This is a genomic window from Streptomyces sp. NPDC018610 (assembly GCF_044391765.1).
Classification (GTDB): Bacteria; Actinomycetota; Actinomycetes; order Streptomycetales; family Streptomycetaceae; genus Streptomyces.
Genome location: NZ_JBISAL010000002.1, coordinates 960,642 through 979,526 on the forward strand (window position 1 = coordinate 960,642; position 18,885 = coordinate 979,526).

At 74.2% G+C, this 18,885-nt stretch carries 16 protein-coding genes; 9 read left to right on the forward strand and 7 right to left on the reverse strand.

Annotation, left to right across the window (positions count from 1 at the left end; translation table 11 throughout):
* The first annotated feature begins 53 nt into the window (after nt 1-53).
* From ACH5A8_RS09415 to ACH5A8_RS09435, 5 genes are all read left to right on the forward strand, one after another.
* Nucleotides 54-719 carry an amino acid ABC transporter permease gene (locus ACH5A8_RS09415; RefSeq protein WP_398999691.1) on the forward strand — a complete coding sequence of 222 codons (666 nt, stop codon included), beginning with the start codon at nt 54-56 and terminating at the stop codon, nt 717-719.
* Nucleotides 716-1,603 carry an amino acid ABC transporter permease gene (locus ACH5A8_RS09420; RefSeq protein WP_398999693.1) on the forward strand — a complete coding sequence of 296 codons (888 nt, stop codon included), beginning with the start codon at nt 716-718 and terminating at the stop codon, nt 1,601-1,603. Before ACH5A8_RS09415 ends, ACH5A8_RS09420 begins: the two co-directional genes overlap by 4 nt.
* Before the next feature lie 175 nt (nt 1,604-1,778).
* On the forward strand, nt 1,779-3,380 hold the full coding sequence (locus ACH5A8_RS09425; RefSeq protein ID WP_398999695.1) for an FAD-dependent monooxygenase: 1,602 nt from the start codon (nt 1,779-1,781) through the stop codon (nt 3,378-3,380).
* Nucleotides 3,381-3,835: 455 nt separating this feature from the next.
* A complete protein-coding gene (locus ACH5A8_RS09430; protein WP_398999698.1) occupies nt 3,836-4,429 on the forward strand; it encodes a cysteine dioxygenase in 594 nt (197 codons plus the stop codon).
* Complete coding sequence (locus ACH5A8_RS09435) at nt 4,426-4,836, forward strand: rhodanese-like domain-containing protein (protein WP_398999700.1); 411 nt, start codon at nt 4,426-4,428, stop codon at nt 4,834-4,836. Before ACH5A8_RS09430 ends, ACH5A8_RS09435 begins: the two co-directional genes overlap by 4 nt.
* A gap of 88 nt (nt 4,837-4,924) precedes the next feature.
* Here the strand turns inward: ACH5A8_RS09435 and recX are convergent, their stop codons facing one another.
* Both recX and recA read right to left on the reverse strand, forming a co-directional pair.
* Entirely contained in the window at nt 4,925-5,899 is a 975-nt protein-coding gene (gene recX / locus ACH5A8_RS09440) for a recombination regulator RecX (protein WP_398999702.1), read from the reverse strand.
* A gap of 3 nt (nt 5,900-5,902) precedes the next feature.
* A complete protein-coding gene (recA, locus tag ACH5A8_RS09445; protein WP_398999704.1) occupies nt 5,903-7,030 on the reverse strand; it encodes a recombinase RecA in 1,128 nt (375 codons plus the stop codon).
* Nucleotides 7,031-7,325: 295 nt separating this feature from the next.
* Between recA and ACH5A8_RS09450 the strand changes: the two genes are divergently transcribed.
* Complete coding sequence (locus ACH5A8_RS09450) at nt 7,326-8,126, forward strand: hypothetical protein (RefSeq protein WP_398999706.1); 801 nt, start codon at nt 7,326-7,328, stop codon at nt 8,124-8,126.
* A gap of 52 nt (nt 8,127-8,178) precedes the next feature.
* Here the strand turns inward: ACH5A8_RS09450 and ACH5A8_RS09455 are convergent, their stop codons facing one another.
* Both ACH5A8_RS09455 and ACH5A8_RS09460 read right to left on the reverse strand, forming a co-directional pair.
* Nucleotides 8,179-9,558 carry an AI-2E family transporter gene (locus tag ACH5A8_RS09455; RefSeq protein ID WP_398999708.1) on the reverse strand — a complete coding sequence of 460 codons (1,380 nt, stop codon included), beginning with the start codon at nt 9,556-9,558 and terminating at the stop codon, nt 8,179-8,181.
* 60 nt (nt 9,559-9,618) lie between these two features.
* Nucleotides 9,619-9,813 (reverse strand): DUF3046 domain-containing protein, encoded by a 195-nt coding sequence (locus ACH5A8_RS09460; RefSeq protein ID WP_398999709.1) that lies wholly within the window; start codon nt 9,811-9,813, stop codon nt 9,619-9,621.
* A 79-nt stretch (nt 9,814-9,892) separates the two neighbouring features.
* Here ACH5A8_RS09460 and ACH5A8_RS09465 point away from each other — a divergent pair, with 79 nt between their 5' ends.
* Nucleotides 9,893-10,837 (forward strand): hypothetical protein, encoded by a 945-nt coding sequence (locus ACH5A8_RS09465; protein ID WP_398999711.1) that lies wholly within the window; start codon nt 9,893-9,895, stop codon nt 10,835-10,837.
* A gap of 26 nt (nt 10,838-10,863) precedes the next feature.
* Here ACH5A8_RS09465 and ACH5A8_RS09470 read toward each other — a convergent pair whose 3' ends face one another.
* Genes ACH5A8_RS09470 through ACH5A8_RS09480 form a run of 3 tightly spaced genes read right to left on the reverse strand, consistent with a single transcriptional unit; the run spans nt 10,864 to nt 12,823 of the window.
* Entirely contained in the window at nt 10,864-11,172 is a 309-nt protein-coding gene (locus ACH5A8_RS09470) for an AzlD domain-containing protein (protein ID WP_398999713.1), read from the reverse strand.
* Nucleotides 11,169-11,957, reverse strand: a complete 789-nt coding sequence (locus ACH5A8_RS09475) for an AzlC family ABC transporter permease (protein ID WP_398999715.1) — start codon at nt 11,955-11,957, stop codon at nt 11,169-11,171. Before ACH5A8_RS09475 ends, ACH5A8_RS09470 begins: the two co-directional genes overlap by 4 nt.
* Nucleotides 11,846-12,823: an AraC family transcriptional regulator gene (locus ACH5A8_RS09480; protein ID WP_398999717.1), complete on the reverse strand. Its 978-nt coding sequence runs from the start codon at nt 12,821-12,823 to the stop codon at nt 11,846-11,848. Before ACH5A8_RS09480 ends, ACH5A8_RS09475 begins: the two co-directional genes overlap by 112 nt.
* A gap of 109 nt (nt 12,824-12,932) precedes the next feature.
* On the opposite strand from ACH5A8_RS09480, the gene ACH5A8_RS09485 reads away from it, so the two are divergent.
* Nucleotides 12,933-17,921: an ATP-dependent helicase gene (locus ACH5A8_RS09485; protein ID WP_398999719.1), complete on the forward strand. Its 4,989-nt coding sequence runs from the start codon at nt 12,933-12,935 to the stop codon at nt 17,919-17,921.
* Between the two features lie 81 nt (nt 17,922-18,002).
* Nucleotides 18,003-18,848 carry an Fpg/Nei family DNA glycosylase gene (locus ACH5A8_RS09490; protein WP_398999721.1) on the forward strand — a complete coding sequence of 282 codons (846 nt, stop codon included), beginning with the start codon at nt 18,003-18,005 and terminating at the stop codon, nt 18,846-18,848.
* Nucleotides 18,849-18,885: the final 37 nt, after the last annotated feature.

The window sequence follows — 18,885 nt, forward strand, 5'->3', positions numbered from 1 at the left end:
CCACGGGGGAGCGGCGCACCGGCGCCCATCAACACGCGGAAGCGCGGGAGATCGTGTTCGACTTTCTTTCAGGCTATGACCTGCTGGGAGCCTTCTGGGTGACCGTGCAGCTCACGCTGCTCTCGGCCGCCGGCTCCCTGGTCTGGGGCACCCTGCTGGCCGGCATGCGCGTCGGTCCGGTGCCCCTCATGCGCGGCTTCGGTACCGCCTACGTCAACGTCGTGCGGAACATCCCGCTGACGGTGATCATCCTGTTCACCTCGCTGGGCCTGAACCAGACCCTCGGGATCGGCCTGGGCAGCCAGGACTTCGACACCATCAACTTCCGGCTCGCCGTCCTCGGCCTGATCGCCTACACCTCGGCGTTCGTCTGCGAGGCGATCCGTTCCGGCATCAACACGGTGCCGGTCGGCCAGGCGGAGGCGGCCCGCGCGCTCGGGCTGAACTTCACTCAGGTGCTCACCCTGGTGGTGCTGCCGCAGGCGTTCCGCTCGGTCGTCGGCCCGCTGACCAACGTCCTGATCGCGCTCACCAAGAACACCACGGTGGCCGCCGCGATCGGCGTCGCCGAGGCGGCCCTGCTGATGAAGGAGATGATCGAGAACGAGGCCCAGCTGCTGCTGATCTCCGCCGTGTTCGCGTTCGGCTTCGTGTGCCTGACGCTGCCGACCGGACTGATCCTCGGCTGGGTGGGCAAGAAGGTGGCGGTGAAGCGATGAGCGGCTCGGTGCTGTACGATGCGCAGGGCCCCCGGGCCAAGCGGCGCAACGTCGTCTACTCGGTCGTGTTCGTCCTCGCCCTCGCGGCGCTCGTGTGGTGGGTCTACCGCGGCCTGAGCGACAAGGGGCAGCTGGACTGGGAGAAGTGGAAGCCGCTGCTGGCCGGCTCCGAGTCCTGGACCACGTACATCCTGCCGGGACTGAAGAACACACTGATCGCGGCGGCCCTGTCGATGGTCATCGCGCTGCCGCTCGGCGCCTTCTTCGGCATCGCGCGGCTCTCCGACCACGCCTGGGTCAGGGTCCCGGCCGCCGTGGTCGTGGAGTTCTTCCGCGCCATCCCGGTGCTGATCCTGATGATCTTCGGCAACGCCCTGTTCGCCCAGTACACGGACGTCGGTTCGGACGACCGGCCGCTGTACGCCGTCGTCACCGGCCTCGTCCTGTACAACGCCTCCGTGCTCGCGGAGATCGTGCGCGCGGGCATCCTGGCCCTGCCCAAGGGGCAGACGGAGGCCGCCCAGGCCATCGGTCTGCGCAAGACCCAGGTCATGACGTCGATCCTGCTGCCGCAGGCGGTCACCGCGATGCTGCCGGCGATCGTCAGCCAGCTGGTGGTCATCGTCAAGGACACCGCCCTCGGCGGCGCGATCCTCACCTTCCCGGAGCTGCTGGCGTCCGTCTCCCCGATGAGTTCGTACTACGGTGCGAACACCATCGCCAGCTTCACCGTCGTGGCCGTGATCTACGTCGTCCTGAACTTCAGCCTCACCAGCTTCGCGAGCTGGCTGGAGCGGCGGCTGCGGCGCGCCAAGAAGTCGACGGGAGCGGTCCTCGCCCCGGCGGCGGTGTCGGACGCCGAGTCCGCGGGCACGGCGGCCTGACGGGCCGACGGCACACGGGTGCGGCACAGGGGCAGTGGAGTGATCACCACTGCCCCTGTCGCTTGACGCGGGCAGCGGCAATGGGTTGCATACGTTCTGTGATCGTGCACCCTGCTCCAACCATTTGTTCACGTCCGTCCGTCAGGACGTCGCCGCGGGCAGGGAGCGTCGCGCCGTGGATCCGGTGATCGTCGTCGGAGCGGGGCCCGTGGGGCTCACGCTCGCCCTGGCGCTGGCGCGCCAGGAGGTGCCGTCCGTCGTGCTCGACGAGACGCCGGGCGGGGACACGCCGCGCGCCGCGCGCACCGTCGTGCTGCGCGAGGACACGGCCGCCCTGGTGGAACGGCTGGCCGGCGTGCCGCTCGGCGGGGCCGGACTTCGCTGGACCGGATGGCGGTCCCTGCGGCGCAGGCAGGTGACGAACGAGGTGGCCTTCGGCGACGCCGAGCCCGCCCCGCTGCACATCGCCCAGCACGCGCTGACCGGTGCGCTGCGCGCCGCCGTCGCCCGCGAACCGCTGGTCGAGCTAGCCGCCGACAGCCGGCTCGACACCATAGAGCAGGAGGAGGCGGGGGTCACCGCCCACACCCGGGGCGCCGGCGGCACCTGGTGGCGCGGCAGCTACCTGGTCGGCTGCGACGGCCCGCGTTCGACCGTGCGCAAGCTCCAGGACATCCGCTTCCCCGGCCGCACCGCCGTCGAACGGCACGCGGTGGCGGCGCTGCGCACCGAACTCCCCCGGCCCGAGGAAGCGTTCCTCCACCGCACCCCGCCCTGGCGGACCTCCGGACCCTTCGCCGGGGAGATCGCCGCCCGGCCGCTGCCCGACGGCGTGTGGCGGCTGGACTGGCTGCTGCCCCCCGGCAAGGACCTCGTCACGCCCGAACTGCTGCTCGCCCGCGTCCGGGAGACCCTCACCGGCTGGACCGGCGAGTCCGCCCCGGCGTACGAACTCCTGGACACCGGGGTCCACACGGTCCACCACCGGCTGGCCCGGCGCTGGCGTGCCGGACGGGTCTTCCTCGCCGGGGACGCGGCGCACCTGCTGGGCGCGCTCGGCACCCAGGGGCTGGACGAGGGCCTGCGGGACGCCGACAACCTGGCCTGGAAACTGGCGTCCGTCTGGCACCACGGGCCGCACGAGACGCTGCTGGACAGCTACCAGACGGAGCGGCGCGCCGTCGTCGCCGCCCGGCTGCGCGCCGCGGACCAGGTGCTGCCGGTGCTGCGCGGGGGCGGCGGGCTGCGCGCGTACGTCCCCGGGGCGGCGCGCCAGCACGACGCCCTGCTCATGGACGGCCATCTGGGGCACGGGGCGCTGGGCGCGCCGGGGTCGTACGCGGGCTCGCCGCTCGCGCCCGATCCCGTCGACGCCGAGACGCCGGTGGACACGCCGGTCGGCGAACCGGTCGCCGACGTGGTGGTGACCGCGGAGGACGGCACGTTCGTGCCGCTGCGCGACCGGCTGGGCCGCGGGGCGCTGCTGGTGGTGCTGGTGGCGCCGGGCACGGTGGTGTGGGAACGCCGGCACTGGGTGAGCGCCGGGATCATGCCCCGGCTGGCCGCGGCCGTGACCGCTCTGCCGCATCCCGCCGAGCTGCTGGTCGCCGAGAGCTACCCCGGCGCCGCTCCGCACACCGTGCTCCTGGTGCGGCCCGACGGCCATCTGGTCACCGCCCTGAGCGGCGTACGCCCCGCCGCCCTCTACGCGGCGGCGGAGGCGACCCTGGGCGGCGCCGCGCGATCCCAGGAACACGCCGAGGCGGGGGCGCGGTGAGACGGGGCGCGGTGCGGCGGACAGTCACCGAGAGTGGCTGGGGCGAGGTGCGCGGCGGGTCCTCGTCACGGTGAGGCACGTGCGCGCGGCGAGGCGGGACGCGCTGGTGCGGGGGCGGCGGCGCGGCCCTCGAGGCGCGTGTCCGTCGGCCGTCGCTCCCGGCACCGGCGGCGGGCGGTGCCCGCGCGTCGGCGGTGGGGTCGGCGGCCCGCACGTTCCGTCACCGTGCGGTCCGCATGGTGACGGTCGGTTGACCGCTTCGTGGGGGCGTGGTGTACTCCGGACCGTGACCGACACCGATGTGCGCCTGTGGCGGAGGGTCCATATGGACCTCGTCCGCTACGTCGGCTGCGTGTGTCGTACGTCCTGCTGAACTCGCGTCTTCTTCCCCGCCTTCCGCGCGCGCCCCTTCGTGCTGCCGCGCGTCTCCGCGAACGTTCCTCAGGACGGTGCACGTGTCTGCCTCCTCCCCTGTCTCCGCATCCGCTTCCCCTCCCTCCGCGTCCGCCTCCGCCGCTTCGGCTCCGGACACTCCCACGGTCGCCTCCCCCGCCCCGGCTCCCACGCAGGCCGAACTCCTCGACTTCGTCCGGCGCACCGCCGCGGACGCGGAGCTGATCGCCTCCCTGCCGCTCGATCCGGAGGGCCGCACCTGGGTACGGCTGGCCGGCCCCGGAGGCAGCGAGGCCTGGCTGATCGGCTGGCCGCCGGGCACCGGCACCGGCTGGCACGACCACGCCGACTCGATCGGCGCCTTCCTCACCGCCGCCGGCGAGCTGACGGAGAACTCGCTCGCCGCCCGGCTCCCCACCGACGGCTGGAAGACCCTCGAACTCACCGACGGCGTGGACCGCGCGCGACGGCTGCCGGCCGGCCGGGGCCGTGCCTTCGGCCGCCACCACGTGCACGAGGTGCTGAACGAGTCCACCGACCGCCACGCCGTCTCCGTGCACGCCTACTTCCCGCCGCTGCCGCGCATCCGCCGCTACAGTCGCACCGGACAGACCCTGCGCCTGGAGCAGGTCGAGCGCCCGGAGGACTGGCAGTGAGCGGAGAGCGGGTACGACCGCCGGTCGGCATCGACGAGTTCCTGGAGCGGGTGCGCCGGGGATACGAACGCGTCGAGCCCGGCGAGGCGTACACCGCCGCCCGCACCGGCGAGGCCCTGCTCGTGGACATCCGGTACGCCGCGCTGCGCGAGCGGGACGGCCTCGTCCCCGGCGCCCTGGTCGTCGAGCGCAACGAACTGGAGTGGCGGCTGGATCCCTGGGGCAGCCACCGGCTCCCGGAGGCCACCGGTCACGATCTGCGCGTGGTCGTGATCTGCAACGAGGGCTACGCGTCGAGTCTGGCCGCCGCCTCCCTGCACCGATTGGGTCTGAACCGGGCCACCGATCTCGTCGGTGGCTTCCAGGCGTGGCGGGCGGCCGGGCTCCCGGTGACCCTCACGAACTGATGCCGCAGGAACCGGGGTCGCAGGAACCGGCGGCGCGGGGACGACGCAAAGACGGCGGGGAACTCGCATCCTCGCCGTCCGGCAGGTCTCAGTACTCCCCGTCGTCGAGGAACTCCGTGTCCTCGCCCTCTTCCTCCAGCGCCTGTCTGACCACCCGCAGGGCCAGGCCCTGTGAGTAGCCCTTGCGGGCGAGCATGCCGGCGAGCCGGCGCAGCCGCTTGTCCCGGTCCAGACCCCGGGTGGACCGCAGCTTGCGGGCGACCAGCTCACGCGCCGTGGCCTCCTCCTGGTCGGCGTCGAGCCGGCCGACGGCCTCGTCGATCAGCGTGGCGTCGACGCCCTTGGTCCGCAGCTCCCGGGCGAGCGCGCGCCGGGCCAGTCCGCGTCCATGGTGCCGGGACTCCACCCAGGCGTCCGCGAACGCGCTGTCGTCGATCAGTCCGACCTCTTCGAACCTGGACAGCACCTCCTGCGCCGCGTCGTCCGGGATCTCCCGCTCGCGCAGGGCGTCCGCGAGCTGTTTGCGGGTGCGCGGGGTCCCGGTGAGCAGGCGCAGACAGATCGCGCGCGCCCGCTCCACCGGGTCCCCCGGAGACTCCCCCCGCTCGGCCCTCGGCAAGGAGGAAGCGTCTCCGTCGGCCGCGGACGACTCGCCGAAGTCCCGTCGGCGCCGCCCGCGCCCGCCGTACGACCCGCCGTCACGCGAGCCGCTCCGGCGTGCCCCGCTCGTTCTCCGTGAGCCGCCCGGACCACCACGCGCCCCGTCGCCGCCCGGACCTCTCCCGTCGCCCGGCCCGTCCTCCCCGTGCCCGCCGGCCGGGTCGTCGGCGGCGAAGGGGTCCTCGCCGTCGTCCCGACGGCGGGGCCGGCCCTCCGCGCGCGTGTCCCCGTCGTCCGGCCAGGCGAGCCGGTCGTCCCCGTGCGCGCTGTCACCGTCCGGGCGGTACGGGTCGTCGTCCCGGTACGCGTCCGGACCGGGGTGGTTCCCGGTGCCCCTCCCCCGCGGGGCACCGGAAACGGCGGGTCCGTACTCGTACTCGGCCCAGTCGGTTCGTCGTGTCACGGGTCAGCTCTTGGCTGCGGCGGCCTTGGGCTTGGTGGCCTTGGCGGTCGCCGGGGCGGGCACCGTCTTGGCCGCGTCGCCTGCGGCGGCCGGGACCGCGGCGTCCGTGCCAGGCTCGGCGGCCGGCTCCTCCGGGCGCACGCCCACGCCCAGCTTCTCCTTGATCTTCCGCTCGATCTCGTTGGCCAGGTCGGGGTTGTCCTTCAGGAAGTTGCGCGCGTTCTCCTTGCCCTGGCCGAGCTGGTCGCCCTCGTACGTGTACCAGGCGCCGGCCTTGCGCACGAAGCCGTGCTCCACGCCCATGTCGATCAGGCCGCCCTCGCGGCTGATGCCCTGGCCGTAGAGGATGTCGAACTCCGCCTGCTTGAAGGGCGGCGCGACCTTGTTCTTGACGACCTTGCAGCGGGTGCGGTTGCCGACCGCCTCGGTGCCGTCCTTCAGGGTCTCGATGCGGCGGATGTCGATGCGCACGGACGCGTAGAACTTCAGCGCGCGGCCACCGGTCGTGGTCTCCGGGGAGCCGAACATCACGCCGATCTTCTCGCGCAGCTGGTTGATGAAGATCGCCGTGGTCTTCGACTGGTTGAGCGCGCTGGTGATCTTGCGGAGTGCCTGGCTCATCAGGCGGGCCTGCAGACCCACGTGCGAGTCGCCCATCTCGCCCTCGATCTCCGCGCGCGGGACGAGCGCCGCGACCGAGTCGATGACGATGAGGTCGAGCGCGCCGGAGCGGACCAGCATGTCCACGATCTCCAGCGCCTGCTCGCCGTTGTCCGGCTGGGACAGGATCAGGTTGTCGATGTCGACGCCGAGCTTGCGCGCGTACTCGGGGTCGAGGGCGTGCTCCGCGTCCACGAAGGCGACCTGGCCGCCGGCCTTCTGCGCGTTCGCCACGGCGTGCAGGGTCAGGGTCGTCTTGCCGGAGGACTCCGGCCCGTAGATCTCCACGACACGGCCGCGCGGCAGGCCGCCGACGCCGAGGGCCACGTCGAGGGCGGTCGACCCGGTCGGGATGACCTCGATGGGCTCCTTCGACCGCTCGCCCATGCGCATGACCGCGCCCTTGCCGAATTGTCGTTCAATCTGCGCGAGCGCGGCGTCGAGCGCCTTCTCGCGGTCGGTTCCTGCCATGGGTTCCACCCGGTTTGCTTGAGTCGATCGCTTCACGTCAAAAACGCTAACGCCTGCCACTGACAATGCGCCTCGACGCATGTCCGGCCTGTGGATAACCAGGGTGCACATCACACCAAAACGGGGCGTATTCCCCTTGATCCTGCCTCGCCGGAGCCTCCATAAGAATGGATGTTCGATTTTCGTGTCAAGCTAGCCACACCGGCACCGTCCGAGCGCCTGCTCCGCCCGGAGCAGGCCGGGCGTCTTCCCTCGGACGACGACACGACACCCCCTGTCCGCGAGGCTCGGGGCCATGGCAGTCTCCACATCCGCGCCGCGCCCCTCGGCCCGCACCACGCCCCGGCGCGCTCCGCGCGCCCTGCGCTCCGCCGAACGGCTGTGCCACGCGACCGGTCTCCTCCTCGTCTCGTCCGGCCTGGCCCACCTGGTGGTGTTCGCGGTCGACGGCGGACCGTGGGACGGGCCCGTCTCCTGGCGCAAGCCCGTCACGTTCGGGCTGTCCTTCGGCGCGACGCTGATCGCGCTCACCTGGGTCACGTCGTACCTGCGGATCGGGGAGCGGCTGCGCACGGTGCTGCTCGTGGTGCTCGCCGCCGACTGCGTCGTCGAGGTGGGCGGCATCACCCTCCAGGCGTGGCGCCGGGTCCCCTCGCACTTGAACATGGAGACGCCCTTCGACACGGCGGTGTCGATGACGCTCGCGGTGGGCGGCGGCGTGCTCGTGGTGCTCCTGACCGTGTTCGCCGTCGCGTCCTTCCGGCGCGCGCCGGCGGGGCCCGCGGGAATGGCGCTCGCGCTGCGCTCCGGTTTCGCGATCCTGCTCGTCGCCCTGGCGTCGGGCGCCGCGATGATCGCGCGCGGTGTGCTGCTGACCCGGACCGGTCACCAGCAGGCGGCCTACCACTCGACGGCCCCGCTCAAGCCGCTGCACGGGGTGAGTCTGCACGCGGTCCTGGTGCTGCCCGCGCTGGCCTGGCTGCTGTCGCGCACGTCCTGGGGCGAGCGGACGCGCCGACGGGCCGTCACCACCGCGGTCGGCGCCTATGCCGCGGCCGTCGCCCTCGCCGGGCTCTGGCCGGTCCTCGGCCGCTGATCCGTACGCGGACCGCCCAAGCCGCGTCCGCCGCCCCGGCCGCCGCCCGGCGCTACCCGGCGGCGCCCTCCTCGGCCGCGGCGCCCGGTGCGTCCGCCCCGGGGGCCCCCGTGTCCGCCGCCGCCCCGTTCGCCGTGACGGTGGCCCCCGCGTTCCCGGTCTCTCCGGCGCCCGCGGCGTCGGCCTCGCCCGGCGCGGTCCCCGTCCCCGCCGCCGGCCGCGCCCACAGCCGTCGCGCGCGTGTGAGCAGGCCCGGGGCCGGGGCCCGGTTGCGGCGGCCGTGGACCCGGGGGTCGTCGGTGACGGCGTACCGCTTCACATACGCCCCCAGGAAGGCCTGCAGGGTGGCGACCGCCGGAATGGCGATCAGCGCTCCCACCGCGCCGAGCAGCGCGGTGCCCGCGATGACCGATCCGAAGGCGACCGCGGGATGGATGTCGACGGTCTTCGAGGTCAGCTTGGGCTGCAGCATGTAGTTCTCGAACTGCTGGTAGACCACGACGAAGACCAGCACCCACACCGCGTACCACGGGTTGACCGTGAAGGCGATCAGCATCGGCAGGGCGCCCGCGAGATAGGTGCCGATGGTGGGGATGAACTGCGAGACCAGCCCCACCCAAACCCCGAGCACGGGCGCGTACGGCACGCCGAGGGCCAACAGCAGGACGTAGTGGGCGACGCCCGAAACAAGGGCCATCAGGCCGCGCGAGTAGAGGTAGCCGCCGGTCTTGTCGACGGCGATCTCCCAGGCGCGCAGCACCTCGGCCTGGCGGGCGGGCGGCAGCACGGAGCACAGCGCACGGCGCAGCCGGGGCCCGTCGGCCGCGAAGTAGAACGAGAACAGGGTGATCGTCAGCAGCTGGAACAGGCCGCCGAGGACCTGCGCGGACACGTCCAGCACGCCCGCGGCGCTGTTCTGCGCGTACTTGCGCAGCCAGTCGGAGTGGAGCAGGCCCTCCTGGATGTCGACGCGCCGCAGATGGCTGTGGAACGTGGCGTTCACCCAGTTGATGACGGAGTCGAGGTAGTCCGGGAAGCCCTCGATCATCTTGATGATCTGACCGGCGAGCATCGAGCCGAGCAGGGTCACGAAGCCCGCGGTCGCGATCGTCAGGCCGAGGAAGACCAGGAAGGTCGCCAGTCCCCGGCGGATGCCTCGGTCGGCCATGCGGCTCACCGCGGGCTCGATGGCGAGGGCCAGGAAGAACGCGATGAGGATGTTGATCAGCAGGCCCGTGACCTGGTGGAACGCCCAGCTGCCGAACTGGAAGGCGGCGATGAGCGCGAGCGCGAGCACCATGGCGCGCGGCAGCCAGCGCGGCATGCGCGCGGCCGGTCCCGCGGCGCCCGGGGCCGGGGGGCCGGGGGGCGGCGTCGTACCGGTGGGGGGTGCTTGCCGGGCCGTCAGCCCGGACTCGTCAGTGCGTGCCACGGTGCAAGTCTCGCCCACGCCGCCGACGACCGGGTACGGCTTCTTGATCGTCGTACCCGCTCAGCGCTTCTCCCCCGGAACGTTCATGACCTGGCAGACCACGCGCCACACGTCCTTGGCCGCCCAGCCGTCCGCCAGCGCCTCGTGCACCGTGCGTCCGCCGAGCTCCGACATCACGTGGTCGCGTGCGAAGGTCTCGGCGTATCCCGCGCCGAAGTGCTCCGCCATCCGCTCCCAGAAGACCGTCAACCGCATGACCCCAGTATCCCGCCCCTGGGAGTGACCCCGAGCCGGGACCGCCTGCCACGGCCGCTTTCCGTCCTACCGTCTGACCATGGCCGAGACCGCAGCTTTCCCCTCCTGCCCGCCGCCGGCGGCGTCCTCCCCGCTGTCGCGCGCCGAGCACTTCGTGTGGCTCACCGCGCGCGTGCTGGAGCAGCGGCTGTTCGCACACCACTTCCTGGGCGGCGGCGCGGACCCGGTGGAGACCGCGCTGGACGCCTACCGCAACGAGGACGGCGGGTACGGCCACGCGCTGGAGCCCGACCTGCGCGGCCCCGTCAGCCAGCCGCTGCACACCGCGCACGCGCTGCGCGTCCTGGACCTCGTCGAGCGCTGCGGCGGGGCGCGGGTGGAGCGCGTGTGCCGCTATCTGACCTCCGTCTCCACCCCGGACGGCGCCCTTCCGGCGGTCCGTCCCGGCCAGCGCGGCTATCCGGCGGCCCCCTTCGTGCCGGTCGTGGACGACCCGCCGAGCGATCTGCTGGCCACCGGGCCGGTGGTGGGCCTGCTGCACCGCAACGCGGTGTGGCACGCCTGGCTGTTCCGGGCGACGGACTTCTGCTGGCAGCGCATCGAGTCCCTCCAGACCTCCCACCCGTACGAGGCCGAGGCCGCCGTCGCCTTCCTCGACTCCGCCCCGGACCGTCCCCGGGCGCAGGAGGCGGCCGAGCGGCTCGGCCGTCTGGTGCGCGACCAGCGGCTCGCGGTGCTGGACCCCGGCCGCCTGGAGTCCTGGCCGGTGGCCCCCGGCTACGCCCCGGGCGAGCACCACTTCCCGCACGACTTCGCGCGGACACCCGACTCCCTCGCGCGCGCGTGGTTCACGGACGAGGAGATGAACCGCTCCCTGGACCTCCTCGCGGGCCGACAGCGGGAGGACGGCGGCTGGCCGGTCACCTGGCACCGGTGGGCTCCCGCTCCCGCGCTGGAGGCGCGCTCCATGGTGACGATCGAGGCGCTGCGCACCCTGAGGGCGTACGGCCGCGCCATCGGCTGAGGGCGCGGCCGTACGCGGGCCGCACCTCAGCCGCCCATGGCCCGCACTCCCGCCGTCACCAGGACGGCCGCCGCGACGACGAGCAGGAACGGCGCCCGCAGCACCAGCGCCACGGCGGCCGCGCCGACACCGGCCGCCCGCGCGTTCAGGACGAGTGTGTGCCCGTCGGCGAACGTCTGCTGGGCGGTGAGGGCGGCGAGCAGCGCGACGGGGAGCAGCGCGGCGAGCCGCCGCACCAGCGGACGTTCCAGGACGCCCGCCGGCACCAGCAGCCCGGCGAGCTTGACGGCGTAGCAGCCCACGGCGGTCACGGCGACCGCGATCCATATGTTCAACGGTCTTCCTCCGGTGCGCGGTCCCGGGCTCCGGTCCCGGGTCGTTCGTCGTCCCGGGCGCCGCCCTCGCGGCGGCCCGTCAGGTACAGCACCGCCGGTGCGGCCAGTGCCGCCGCCAGGACCGGCACCCCGGCCGGCAGCACGGGCAGCAGGCCGAGCCCCAGGAGCACGGCGAGCGCGGCGACGGCCCGCTCGGTCGCGGTCTTCAGCATGGGGGCGAGCAGTGCCAGGAACACTGCGGGCCCGGCCGCGTCCAGGCCCCATGCGTCTGTGTCGCCGAGGGCCTTGGCGCCCAGCGCGCCGAGGAGCGTGGTGAGGTTCCACAGCACGTACAGCGTGACCCCGGTGACGGTGAAGCCGATCCGCGCGCCGCGCCGGGTGGGCTGGGCGAGGGTCACCGCCGTCGTCTCGTCGATGACCCATTGGGCGGCGAGCGGCCGCAGCGCGCGCGGGAGGGCCAGCAGCTGGGACAGGCGCAGTCCGTAGAAGGCGTTGCGGACGCCCAGGAAGAAGGCCCCGGCCGCGGCCGTGAACGGGTTGCCGCCCGCCGCGAGCGCCCCCACGAGTGCGAACTGGGACGCGCCGGTGAAGACCAGGAGGCTGAGCGCGCAGGTCTGCAGCAGGCTGAGCCCGCTGCCCGCCGAGGTCACCCCGAAGGCGAACCCGGACAGTCCTACGGCGATCCCGACCCCGAGGGCGTCCCGGACGACGGCCGCGTCCGGTTTTCCGCCGTCTTCCGGTGGACCACCGGGTCGTATGTCTGCGAGAGCTGTCTCTTCTGCCACGTCCCGGACGGTAGGAGGAGCCCCGGCCCCCCGTCTTGTACGTTCTTGCGCTCCCGCTGGTAGGCCCCCGGGGGCACGCCCACGATCCGGGAGAAGTGCCGGCTCAGATGGGACTGGTCGGTGAATCCGACGGCCGCGGCGACCTGAGCCGGCGCGGTGCCCGCGTCCAGCAGCCGTCTGGCCCGGCGCACCCGGGCGTCGGTGAGCCAGCTGTGCGGGGGCATCCCGTAGGCGCCGCGGAAGGCGCGCAGCAGGGCGAACGGGCTCACTCCGAGATCGGCGGCGAGCCGCTCCAGGGTCGGCGGCTCGGCCAGGCGTTCCTCCAGGACGGCACGCGCGCGTGCCGCGATCCGCGTCCCGGCCGTGCGCACCTCGCGCTGCGGCAGCGGTCCGCCGTTGAGCCGCAGCAGCCGTGTCACGGCCACCCGCAGGAGTGTGTCGGCGGCCAGCGCGTTGCCCTCGTCCACGGCCCTGAGCACCTGGTGCACCAGGGCGGCGGCCCGGGGATCGTCGAGCACCGGGCGCACGAAGCCGGGCGTCCCGCGGATCGCGGTGGTCTCCGCCGCGATCTCGGCCACCAGTCCGGGCGCCGGGTACACCGCCCCGTACCGCCATCCCTCGGGCACGCCGGCCCGGCCCGTGTGCGGGGTGTCGGGGTTGACCAGCGCCAGCGCCCCCGGCCCCGCGGAGACGTCGCCCCCGCCGTGGTGGAACACCTCGACGCCCTCGGCGATGGCCGCGATCACGAAGTGCTCGTGCGTGTGCCGCACGAACTCCTTGCGCACGTACCTCGCGCGCAGCAGGTCGACCCCGGGCAGTTCCTCGTACTGCCAGTGCCGTGCCCGCTCCTCGCCGGATGCCGCCATGGGGCCATTCTCCGCCGCGTCCCCGGGCGGGCCCCCCGACCACTCGGTCGGCGACGGCGAACGCCCAGGTCAGCGCGCATTGTCAGTGGTCGGGTGCAGGATGGGACGCATGGCAGGCGCTCCGCATCCCGCCCTCGGCGGCTTCTCCCCCGCGACCCGTGGCTGGTTCACGGGGGCCTTCTCGGCGCCCACCGCCGCCCAGGCGGGGGCGTGGCGGGCGATCGGCGAGGGCTCGGACGTCCTGGTGGTCGCCCCGACCGGCTCCGGCAAGACCCTGGCCGCCTTCCTCGCGGCCCTCGACCAGCTCGCCTCCACCCCTCCCCCGGCGGACCCGAAGAAGCGCTGCCGGGTGCTGTACGTCTCTCCGCTCAAGGCCCTCGCCGTCGACGTGGAGCGCAATCTGCGCAGCCCCCTCACCGGTATCCGCCAGGAATCCGTCCGCCTGGGCCTGCCCGAGCCGGAGGTGAAGGTCGGCATCCGCTCCGGCGACACCCCGCCCGCCGAGCGCCGCGCCCTGGCCACGCGCCCGCCGGACATCCTGATCACCACTCCCGAGTCGCTGTTCCTGATGCTGACGTCGGCCACGCGCGACGCGCTGACCGGCATCGAGACGGTGATCCTGGACGAGGTCCACGCGGTCGCGGGCACCAAGCGCGGGGCGCACCTCGCGCTGTCCCTGGAGCGCCTGGACGAGCTGCTGCCGAAGCCCGCCCGCCGCATCGGCCTGTCCGCGACCGTCCGCCCGGTCGACGAGATCGCCCGCTACCTGTCGCCGCGCCGCAAGGTGGAGATCGTCCAGCCGGAGTCCGGCAAGGAGTTCGACCTGTCGGTCGTCGTCCCGGTCGAGGACCTCGGCGAGCTGGGGGGCTCCCCGGCGGCCGACGGCGGGGACGGCGGTGAGCGGCCCTCGATCTGGCCGCACGTCGAGGAGCGGATCACCGATCTCGTCCAGGCGCACCGCTCCACCATCGTGTTCGCCAACTCGCGCCGCCTGGCCGAGCGCCTGTGCAACCGGCTCAACGAGATCGCCTACGAGCGGGCCACCGGCGAGTCCCTGGACGAGCACCACTCCCCGGCCGAGCTGATGGGCGGCTCGGGCGCGGCGCACGGCGCGCCCGCCGTCATCGCCCGCGCGCACCACGGCTCGGTCTCCAAGGAACAGCGCGCCCTGGTCGAGGAGGACCTGAAGGCGGGCCGCCTGCCGGCGGTGGTGGCCACCTCCAGCCTGGAACTGGGCATCGACATGGGCGCCGTCGACCTCGTCGTGCAGGTGGAGTCGCCGCCGTCCGTGGCCTCCGGCCTGCAGCGGGTGGGCCGCGCCGGACACCAGGTGGGCGCGGTCTCCACCGGAGTCGTCTTCCCCAAGTACCGGGGCGACCTGGTCCAGGCGGCGGTGGTCACCGAGCGGATGCGGACCGGGGCCATCGAGTCGCTGAGGGTGCCCGCCAACCCCCTGGACGTCCTCGCCCAGCAGCTCGTCGCGATGACGTCGATGGACACCTGGCAGGTCGACGACCTGCTCGCCGCGGTCCGCCGTGCGGCGCCGTTCGCCTCCCTGCCCGAGTCGGCGTTCACGGCCGTGCTCGACATGCTCGCCGGCCGCTACCCCTCCGACGCGTTCGCCGAGCTGCGCCCGCGCGTGGTGTGGGACCGGGTGACGGGCACGGTCACCGGACGTCCCGGCGCGCAGCGCCTCGCCGTCACCTCCGGCGGCACCATCCCCGACCGCGGCCTGTTCGGGGTCTTCCTGGCCGGGTCCGACCCGAAGAAGGGCGGGGGCCGGGTGGGCGAGCTGGACGAGGAGATGGTCTACGAGTCGCGGGTCGGCGACGTCTTCACGCTCGGCACCAGCTCCTGGCGCATCGAGGACATCACCCGCGACCGCGTCCTGGTCTCCCCCGCTCCAGGGGTTCCGGGCCGGCTGCCGTTCTGGAAGGGCGACCAGCTGGGCCGCCCGCTGGAGCTGGGCCGCGCGGTGGGCGCGTTCCTGCGCGAGGTCGGCTCCCTGTCCCAGGAGGACGCCCGGCTCAGGCTGCTGACGGCGGGCCTCGACGCGTGGGCCGCGGACAACGTGCTGTCCTACCTGGCGGAGCAGCGCGAGGCCTGCGGCCATGTGCCCGACGACCGGACGATCGTCGTGGAGCGCTTCCGCGACGAGCTGGGCGACTGGCGGGTCGTCGTCCACTCGCCCTTCGGCGCACAGGTGCACGCCCCCTGGGCGCTGGCCCTCGGCGCCCGGCTCTCCGAGCGGTACGGCATGGACGCCCAGGTCATGCACGCCGACGACGGCATCGTGCTGCGGCTGCCGGACGCCGACCTCATGAGCCTCGACCTCCTCGACCAGGAGCCCGCGCGGGCCGGCACGGAGTACGACGCGGAGCAGGCACCCGTCGGAGCGGCGGACGTCGCCTTCGACAAGGGCGAGGTCGACCAGATCGTCACCGACCAGGTCGGCGGCTCGGCCCTGTTCGCCGCCCGCTTCCGCGAATGCGCCGCCCGCGCCCTGCTGCTGCCCCGCCGCAACCCCGGCAAGCGCACCCCGCTGTGGCAGCAGCGCCAGCGCGCCGCCCAGCTGCTGCAGGTGGCGAGCGAGTTCGGCTCGTTCCCGATCGTGCTGGAAGCGATCCGCGAGTGCCTCCAGGACGTCTTCGACGTGCCGGGCCTCGTCGAGCTGATGGGCGACATCGAGTCCCGCAGGGTCCGCCTGGTCGAGGTGACCACACCGGAGCCCTCCCCCTTCGCGCGCTCACTGCTGTTCGGCTACGTCGCCCAGTTCCTGTACGAGGGCGACTCCCCGCTCGCCGAGCGCCGCGCCGCCGCGCTGTCCCTGGACTCGCGGCTGCTGGCCGAGCTGCTGGGCCAGGCGGAGCTGCGCGAACTCCTGGACGCCGAGGTGCTCGCCGAGCTGGAGCGGGAGCTTCAGTGGCTGACCGAGGACCGCCGGGTCAAGGACGTGGAGGGCGTCGCCGACGTGCTGCGGCTGCTCGGCCCGCTCACCGACGCGCAGCTCGTGGAGCGGGGCGCGGAGCCCGGCTGGGCACAGGAGCTTGCCAGGGCGCGCCGGGCCATCCGGGTCAGGATCGCCGGCACCGACCACTGGGCCGCGATCGAGGACGCCGGCCGGTTGCGCGACGCGCTCGGCACAGCGCTGCCGGTCGGCGTTCCTGAGGCGTTCACCGAACCGGTCAAGGACCCGCTGGGCGACCTCCTCGCCCGCTACGCCCGCACCCACGGCCCGTTCACCTCGGCCACGGCCGCCGCCCGCTTCGGCCTGGGCGTCGCGGTCACCGACGGGGCGCTGCACCGTCTCGCCGGAAGCGGCCGGGTCGTCCAGGGCGAGTTCCACCCGGCGGGCATCGGCCAGGAGTGGTGCGACGCCACGGTGCTGCGCCGGCTGCGCCGCCGTTCGCTGGCCGCGCTGCGGCACGAGCTGGAGCCGGTGCCGCCGGCCGCGCTGGCGCAGTTCCTGCCGCAGTGGCAGCACATCGGCAGGGGGCACGGCCTGCGGGGCGTCGACGGACTGGTGCGCGCCGTCGAACAGTTGCAGGGCGCCTCGGTGCCCGCCTCCGCGCTGGAGAAGCTCGTCCTGCCCTCGCGTGTGGCGGACTACACCCCCTCGATGCTCGACGAACTCACCGCGGCCGGCGAGGTCGTGTGGGCGGGAGCGGGGGCGCTGCCCGGCAAGGACGGCTGGGTCTGCCTCCACCTCGCCGACGCGGCCCCGCTGCTCCTGCCGCCGCCGCACCCGCTGGAGCTGACACCGCTCCACCAGTCGGTCCTGGACGCCCTGTCGGGCGGCTACGGCCTGTTCTTCCGTCAGATCGCCGACCACGTGCGCGCGACCACCCACCCCGACGCGACGGATCCCCAACTGTCCGACGCCGTCTGGGACCTGGCCTGGTCGGGCCGGCTCACCAACGACACACTCGCCCCGATGCGTGCCCTGCTCGGCTCGGGCCGCACCGCCGGCTCCACGGCGCACCGTGCCAAACGCGCCGTCCCACGCGGCCGCTACGGCTCGCTGACCGCCGCCGCGCGCACCGCGTCCCGCACCGGCCCACCGACCGTCGGGGGCCGCTGGTCCCTGCTGCCCGGCCGCGACACCGACGCCACCGTGCGCGCCCACGCCCTGGCCCGCACCCTCCTCGACCGGCACGGCGTGGTCACCCGGGGAGCGGTGTCCGCCGAGGGGGTGGAGGGCGGCTTCTCCGCCGTCTACCGGGTGCTGTCCGTCTTCGAGGACAGCGGTCAGGCCCGGCGCGGATACGTGGTGGAGGGGCTGGGCGCCGCCCAGTTCGCCATGGACGGCGCGGTCGACCGCCTCCGCGCGGTGGCCAACGCCCGCGAGCGGGGCGAGGGCCTGCCCGGCACGGCGCCCGGAGACGGCGGCGGTCCGGACGGTTTCGGCTCACCGGGCGCCTCCCCGCTCCCCGCCGGTCTCGAACCGCCCGCCGGTCTCGACCGGATCGACGGCTCGGCACCGTCCGACGACTTCGTGGCGGGCGGCGGCTTCGCGCCGTCCGACGGCTTCGGCGACGGCCCCGGCGGTGACACGGACCCGTTCGGCACCGACGGCCCCGCGTGGGGCGGCCGGGTTCCGTCCCGCGACCTCGCCGCCCCCGGCTACGGCGGTCCCCGCGGCGGCGGTCCGGCCTCCCCGCACCGTTTCGGCCCCGGCGACCGACGGGGGCGCGGCGGCGGCGCCGACTCTCGGGCGGTCGTCCTCGCCGCCGCCGACCCGGCGAACGCGTACGGGGCCGCCCTGCCCTGGCCTGAGCCGCCGACCGGCGCCGGGCACAAGCCGGGGCGCAAGGCCGGCTCCCTGGTGGTGCTCGTGGACGGCGAGCTGACCCTCTACATGGAGCGCGGCGGGAAGACCCTGCTGGCCTGGCCCGCCGACCCGGACGGCCCGGCCGTCGACGACCCACGCCTGAGAGCCGCCGCCGACGCGCTGGCCACGGCCGCCCGCGCGGGGTCCCTGGGCACGGTCACGGTGGAGCGCGTCAACGGCGCCTCCGCCCTGACCTCCCCCATCGGCGCTCTCCTGGAAGGCGCGGGCTTCATCGCCACCCCGCGCGGACTGCGCCTGCGCGCATGACCGAAGCGGACGTCCCCGTGCCCTGCCCCCGTACACACCCAGCCGAGGCGGCGATGCGCGGGCGCGTGTCACCCTTGAGCCATGCCCGAGGGTGACACGGTCTGGCAGGCCGCGCGACGCTTGCACGACGCGCTCGCCGGCAAGGTGCTGACCCGCAGCGACTTCCGGGTGCCCCGGTACGCCACGGTCGATCTCGCCGGCCGTACCGTGCTGGACACCGTCTCCCGCGGCAAACACCTGCTCACCCGCGTCGAGGGCGGCCTGACCCTGCACTCGCACCTGCGGATGGAGGGCGCCTGGAAGGTCTTCGGCAGCGGCGAGCGCTGGAAGGGCGGGCCCGCCCACCAGATCCGGATCGTCCTGGCGACCGCCGACCGCGCCGCCGTGGGCTACCGCCTCCCCGTGCTGGAGCTGCTGCGCACCAGCGAGGAGGAGCGCGCCGTCCGTCACCTCGGACCGGACCTCCTCGGCCCGGACTGGGACCCGGACCTGGCCCTGACGAACCTCCTCGCCGACCCCGCCCGGCAGCTCGGCGAGGCCCTGCTCGACCAGCGCAATCTCGCCGGCGTCGGCAACGTCTACAAGTGCGAGCTCTGCTTCCTGCTCGGCGTGACCCCGTGGCTGCCCATGGGCGCCCTGCCCGCCGACAGCGCCGCGAAGCTCCCCGCCCTCGCCAAGAAGCTTCTGGAGGCCAACAGGGACCGCGTGGTCCGCCGGACCACGGGCCTGCGCGGCCAGGACCTGTTCGTCTACGGCCGGGCGCCTCGTCCCTGTCTGCGCTGCGGCACCTCGGTCCGGGTGGCCGACCAGGGCGACGGCTCCCAGGAACGCCCCACCTACTGGTGCCCCGCCTGCCAGGCCGGCCCGGCCCCGCCGCCGGGCTCCCCGCAGAGGTGGCGGGAGCGGTACCGCCGTTCGGGAGGGTGAAGCCCGTCAGGCGCGGCGCGTCCACCGGGCCGCCCGC

What these genes read in the sequence shown, in the direction of transcription:
- ACH5A8_RS09460 (WP_398999709.1), bottom strand. Translation starts at nt 9,813, where the DNA reads ATGCGGTTGACGGTCTTCTGGGAGCGGATGGCGGAGCACTTCGGCGCG.
- ACH5A8_RS09485 (WP_398999719.1), top strand. Translation starts at nt 12,933, where the DNA reads ATGGCAGGCGCTCCGCATCCCGCCCTCGGCGGCTTCTCCCCCGCGACC.
- ACH5A8_RS09420 (WP_398999693.1), top strand. Translation starts at nt 716, where the DNA reads ATGAGCGGCTCGGTGCTGTACGATGCGCAGGGCCCCCGGGCCAAGCGG.
- recA (WP_398999704.1), bottom strand. Translation starts at nt 7,030, where the DNA reads ATGGCAGGAACCGACCGCGAGAAGGCGCTCGACGCCGCGCTCGCGCAG.
- ACH5A8_RS09480 (WP_398999717.1), bottom strand. Translation starts at nt 12,823, where the DNA reads ATGGCGGCATCCGGCGAGGAGCGGGCACGGCACTGGCAGTACGAGGAA.
- ACH5A8_RS09450 (WP_398999706.1), top strand. Translation starts at nt 7,326, where the DNA reads ATGGCAGTCTCCACATCCGCGCCGCGCCCCTCGGCCCGCACCACGCCC.
- ACH5A8_RS09465 (WP_398999711.1), top strand. Translation starts at nt 9,893, where the DNA reads ATGGCCGAGACCGCAGCTTTCCCCTCCTGCCCGCCGCCGGCGGCGTCC.
- ACH5A8_RS09490 (WP_398999721.1), top strand. Translation starts at nt 18,003, where the DNA reads ATGCCCGAGGGTGACACGGTCTGGCAGGCCGCGCGACGCTTGCACGAC.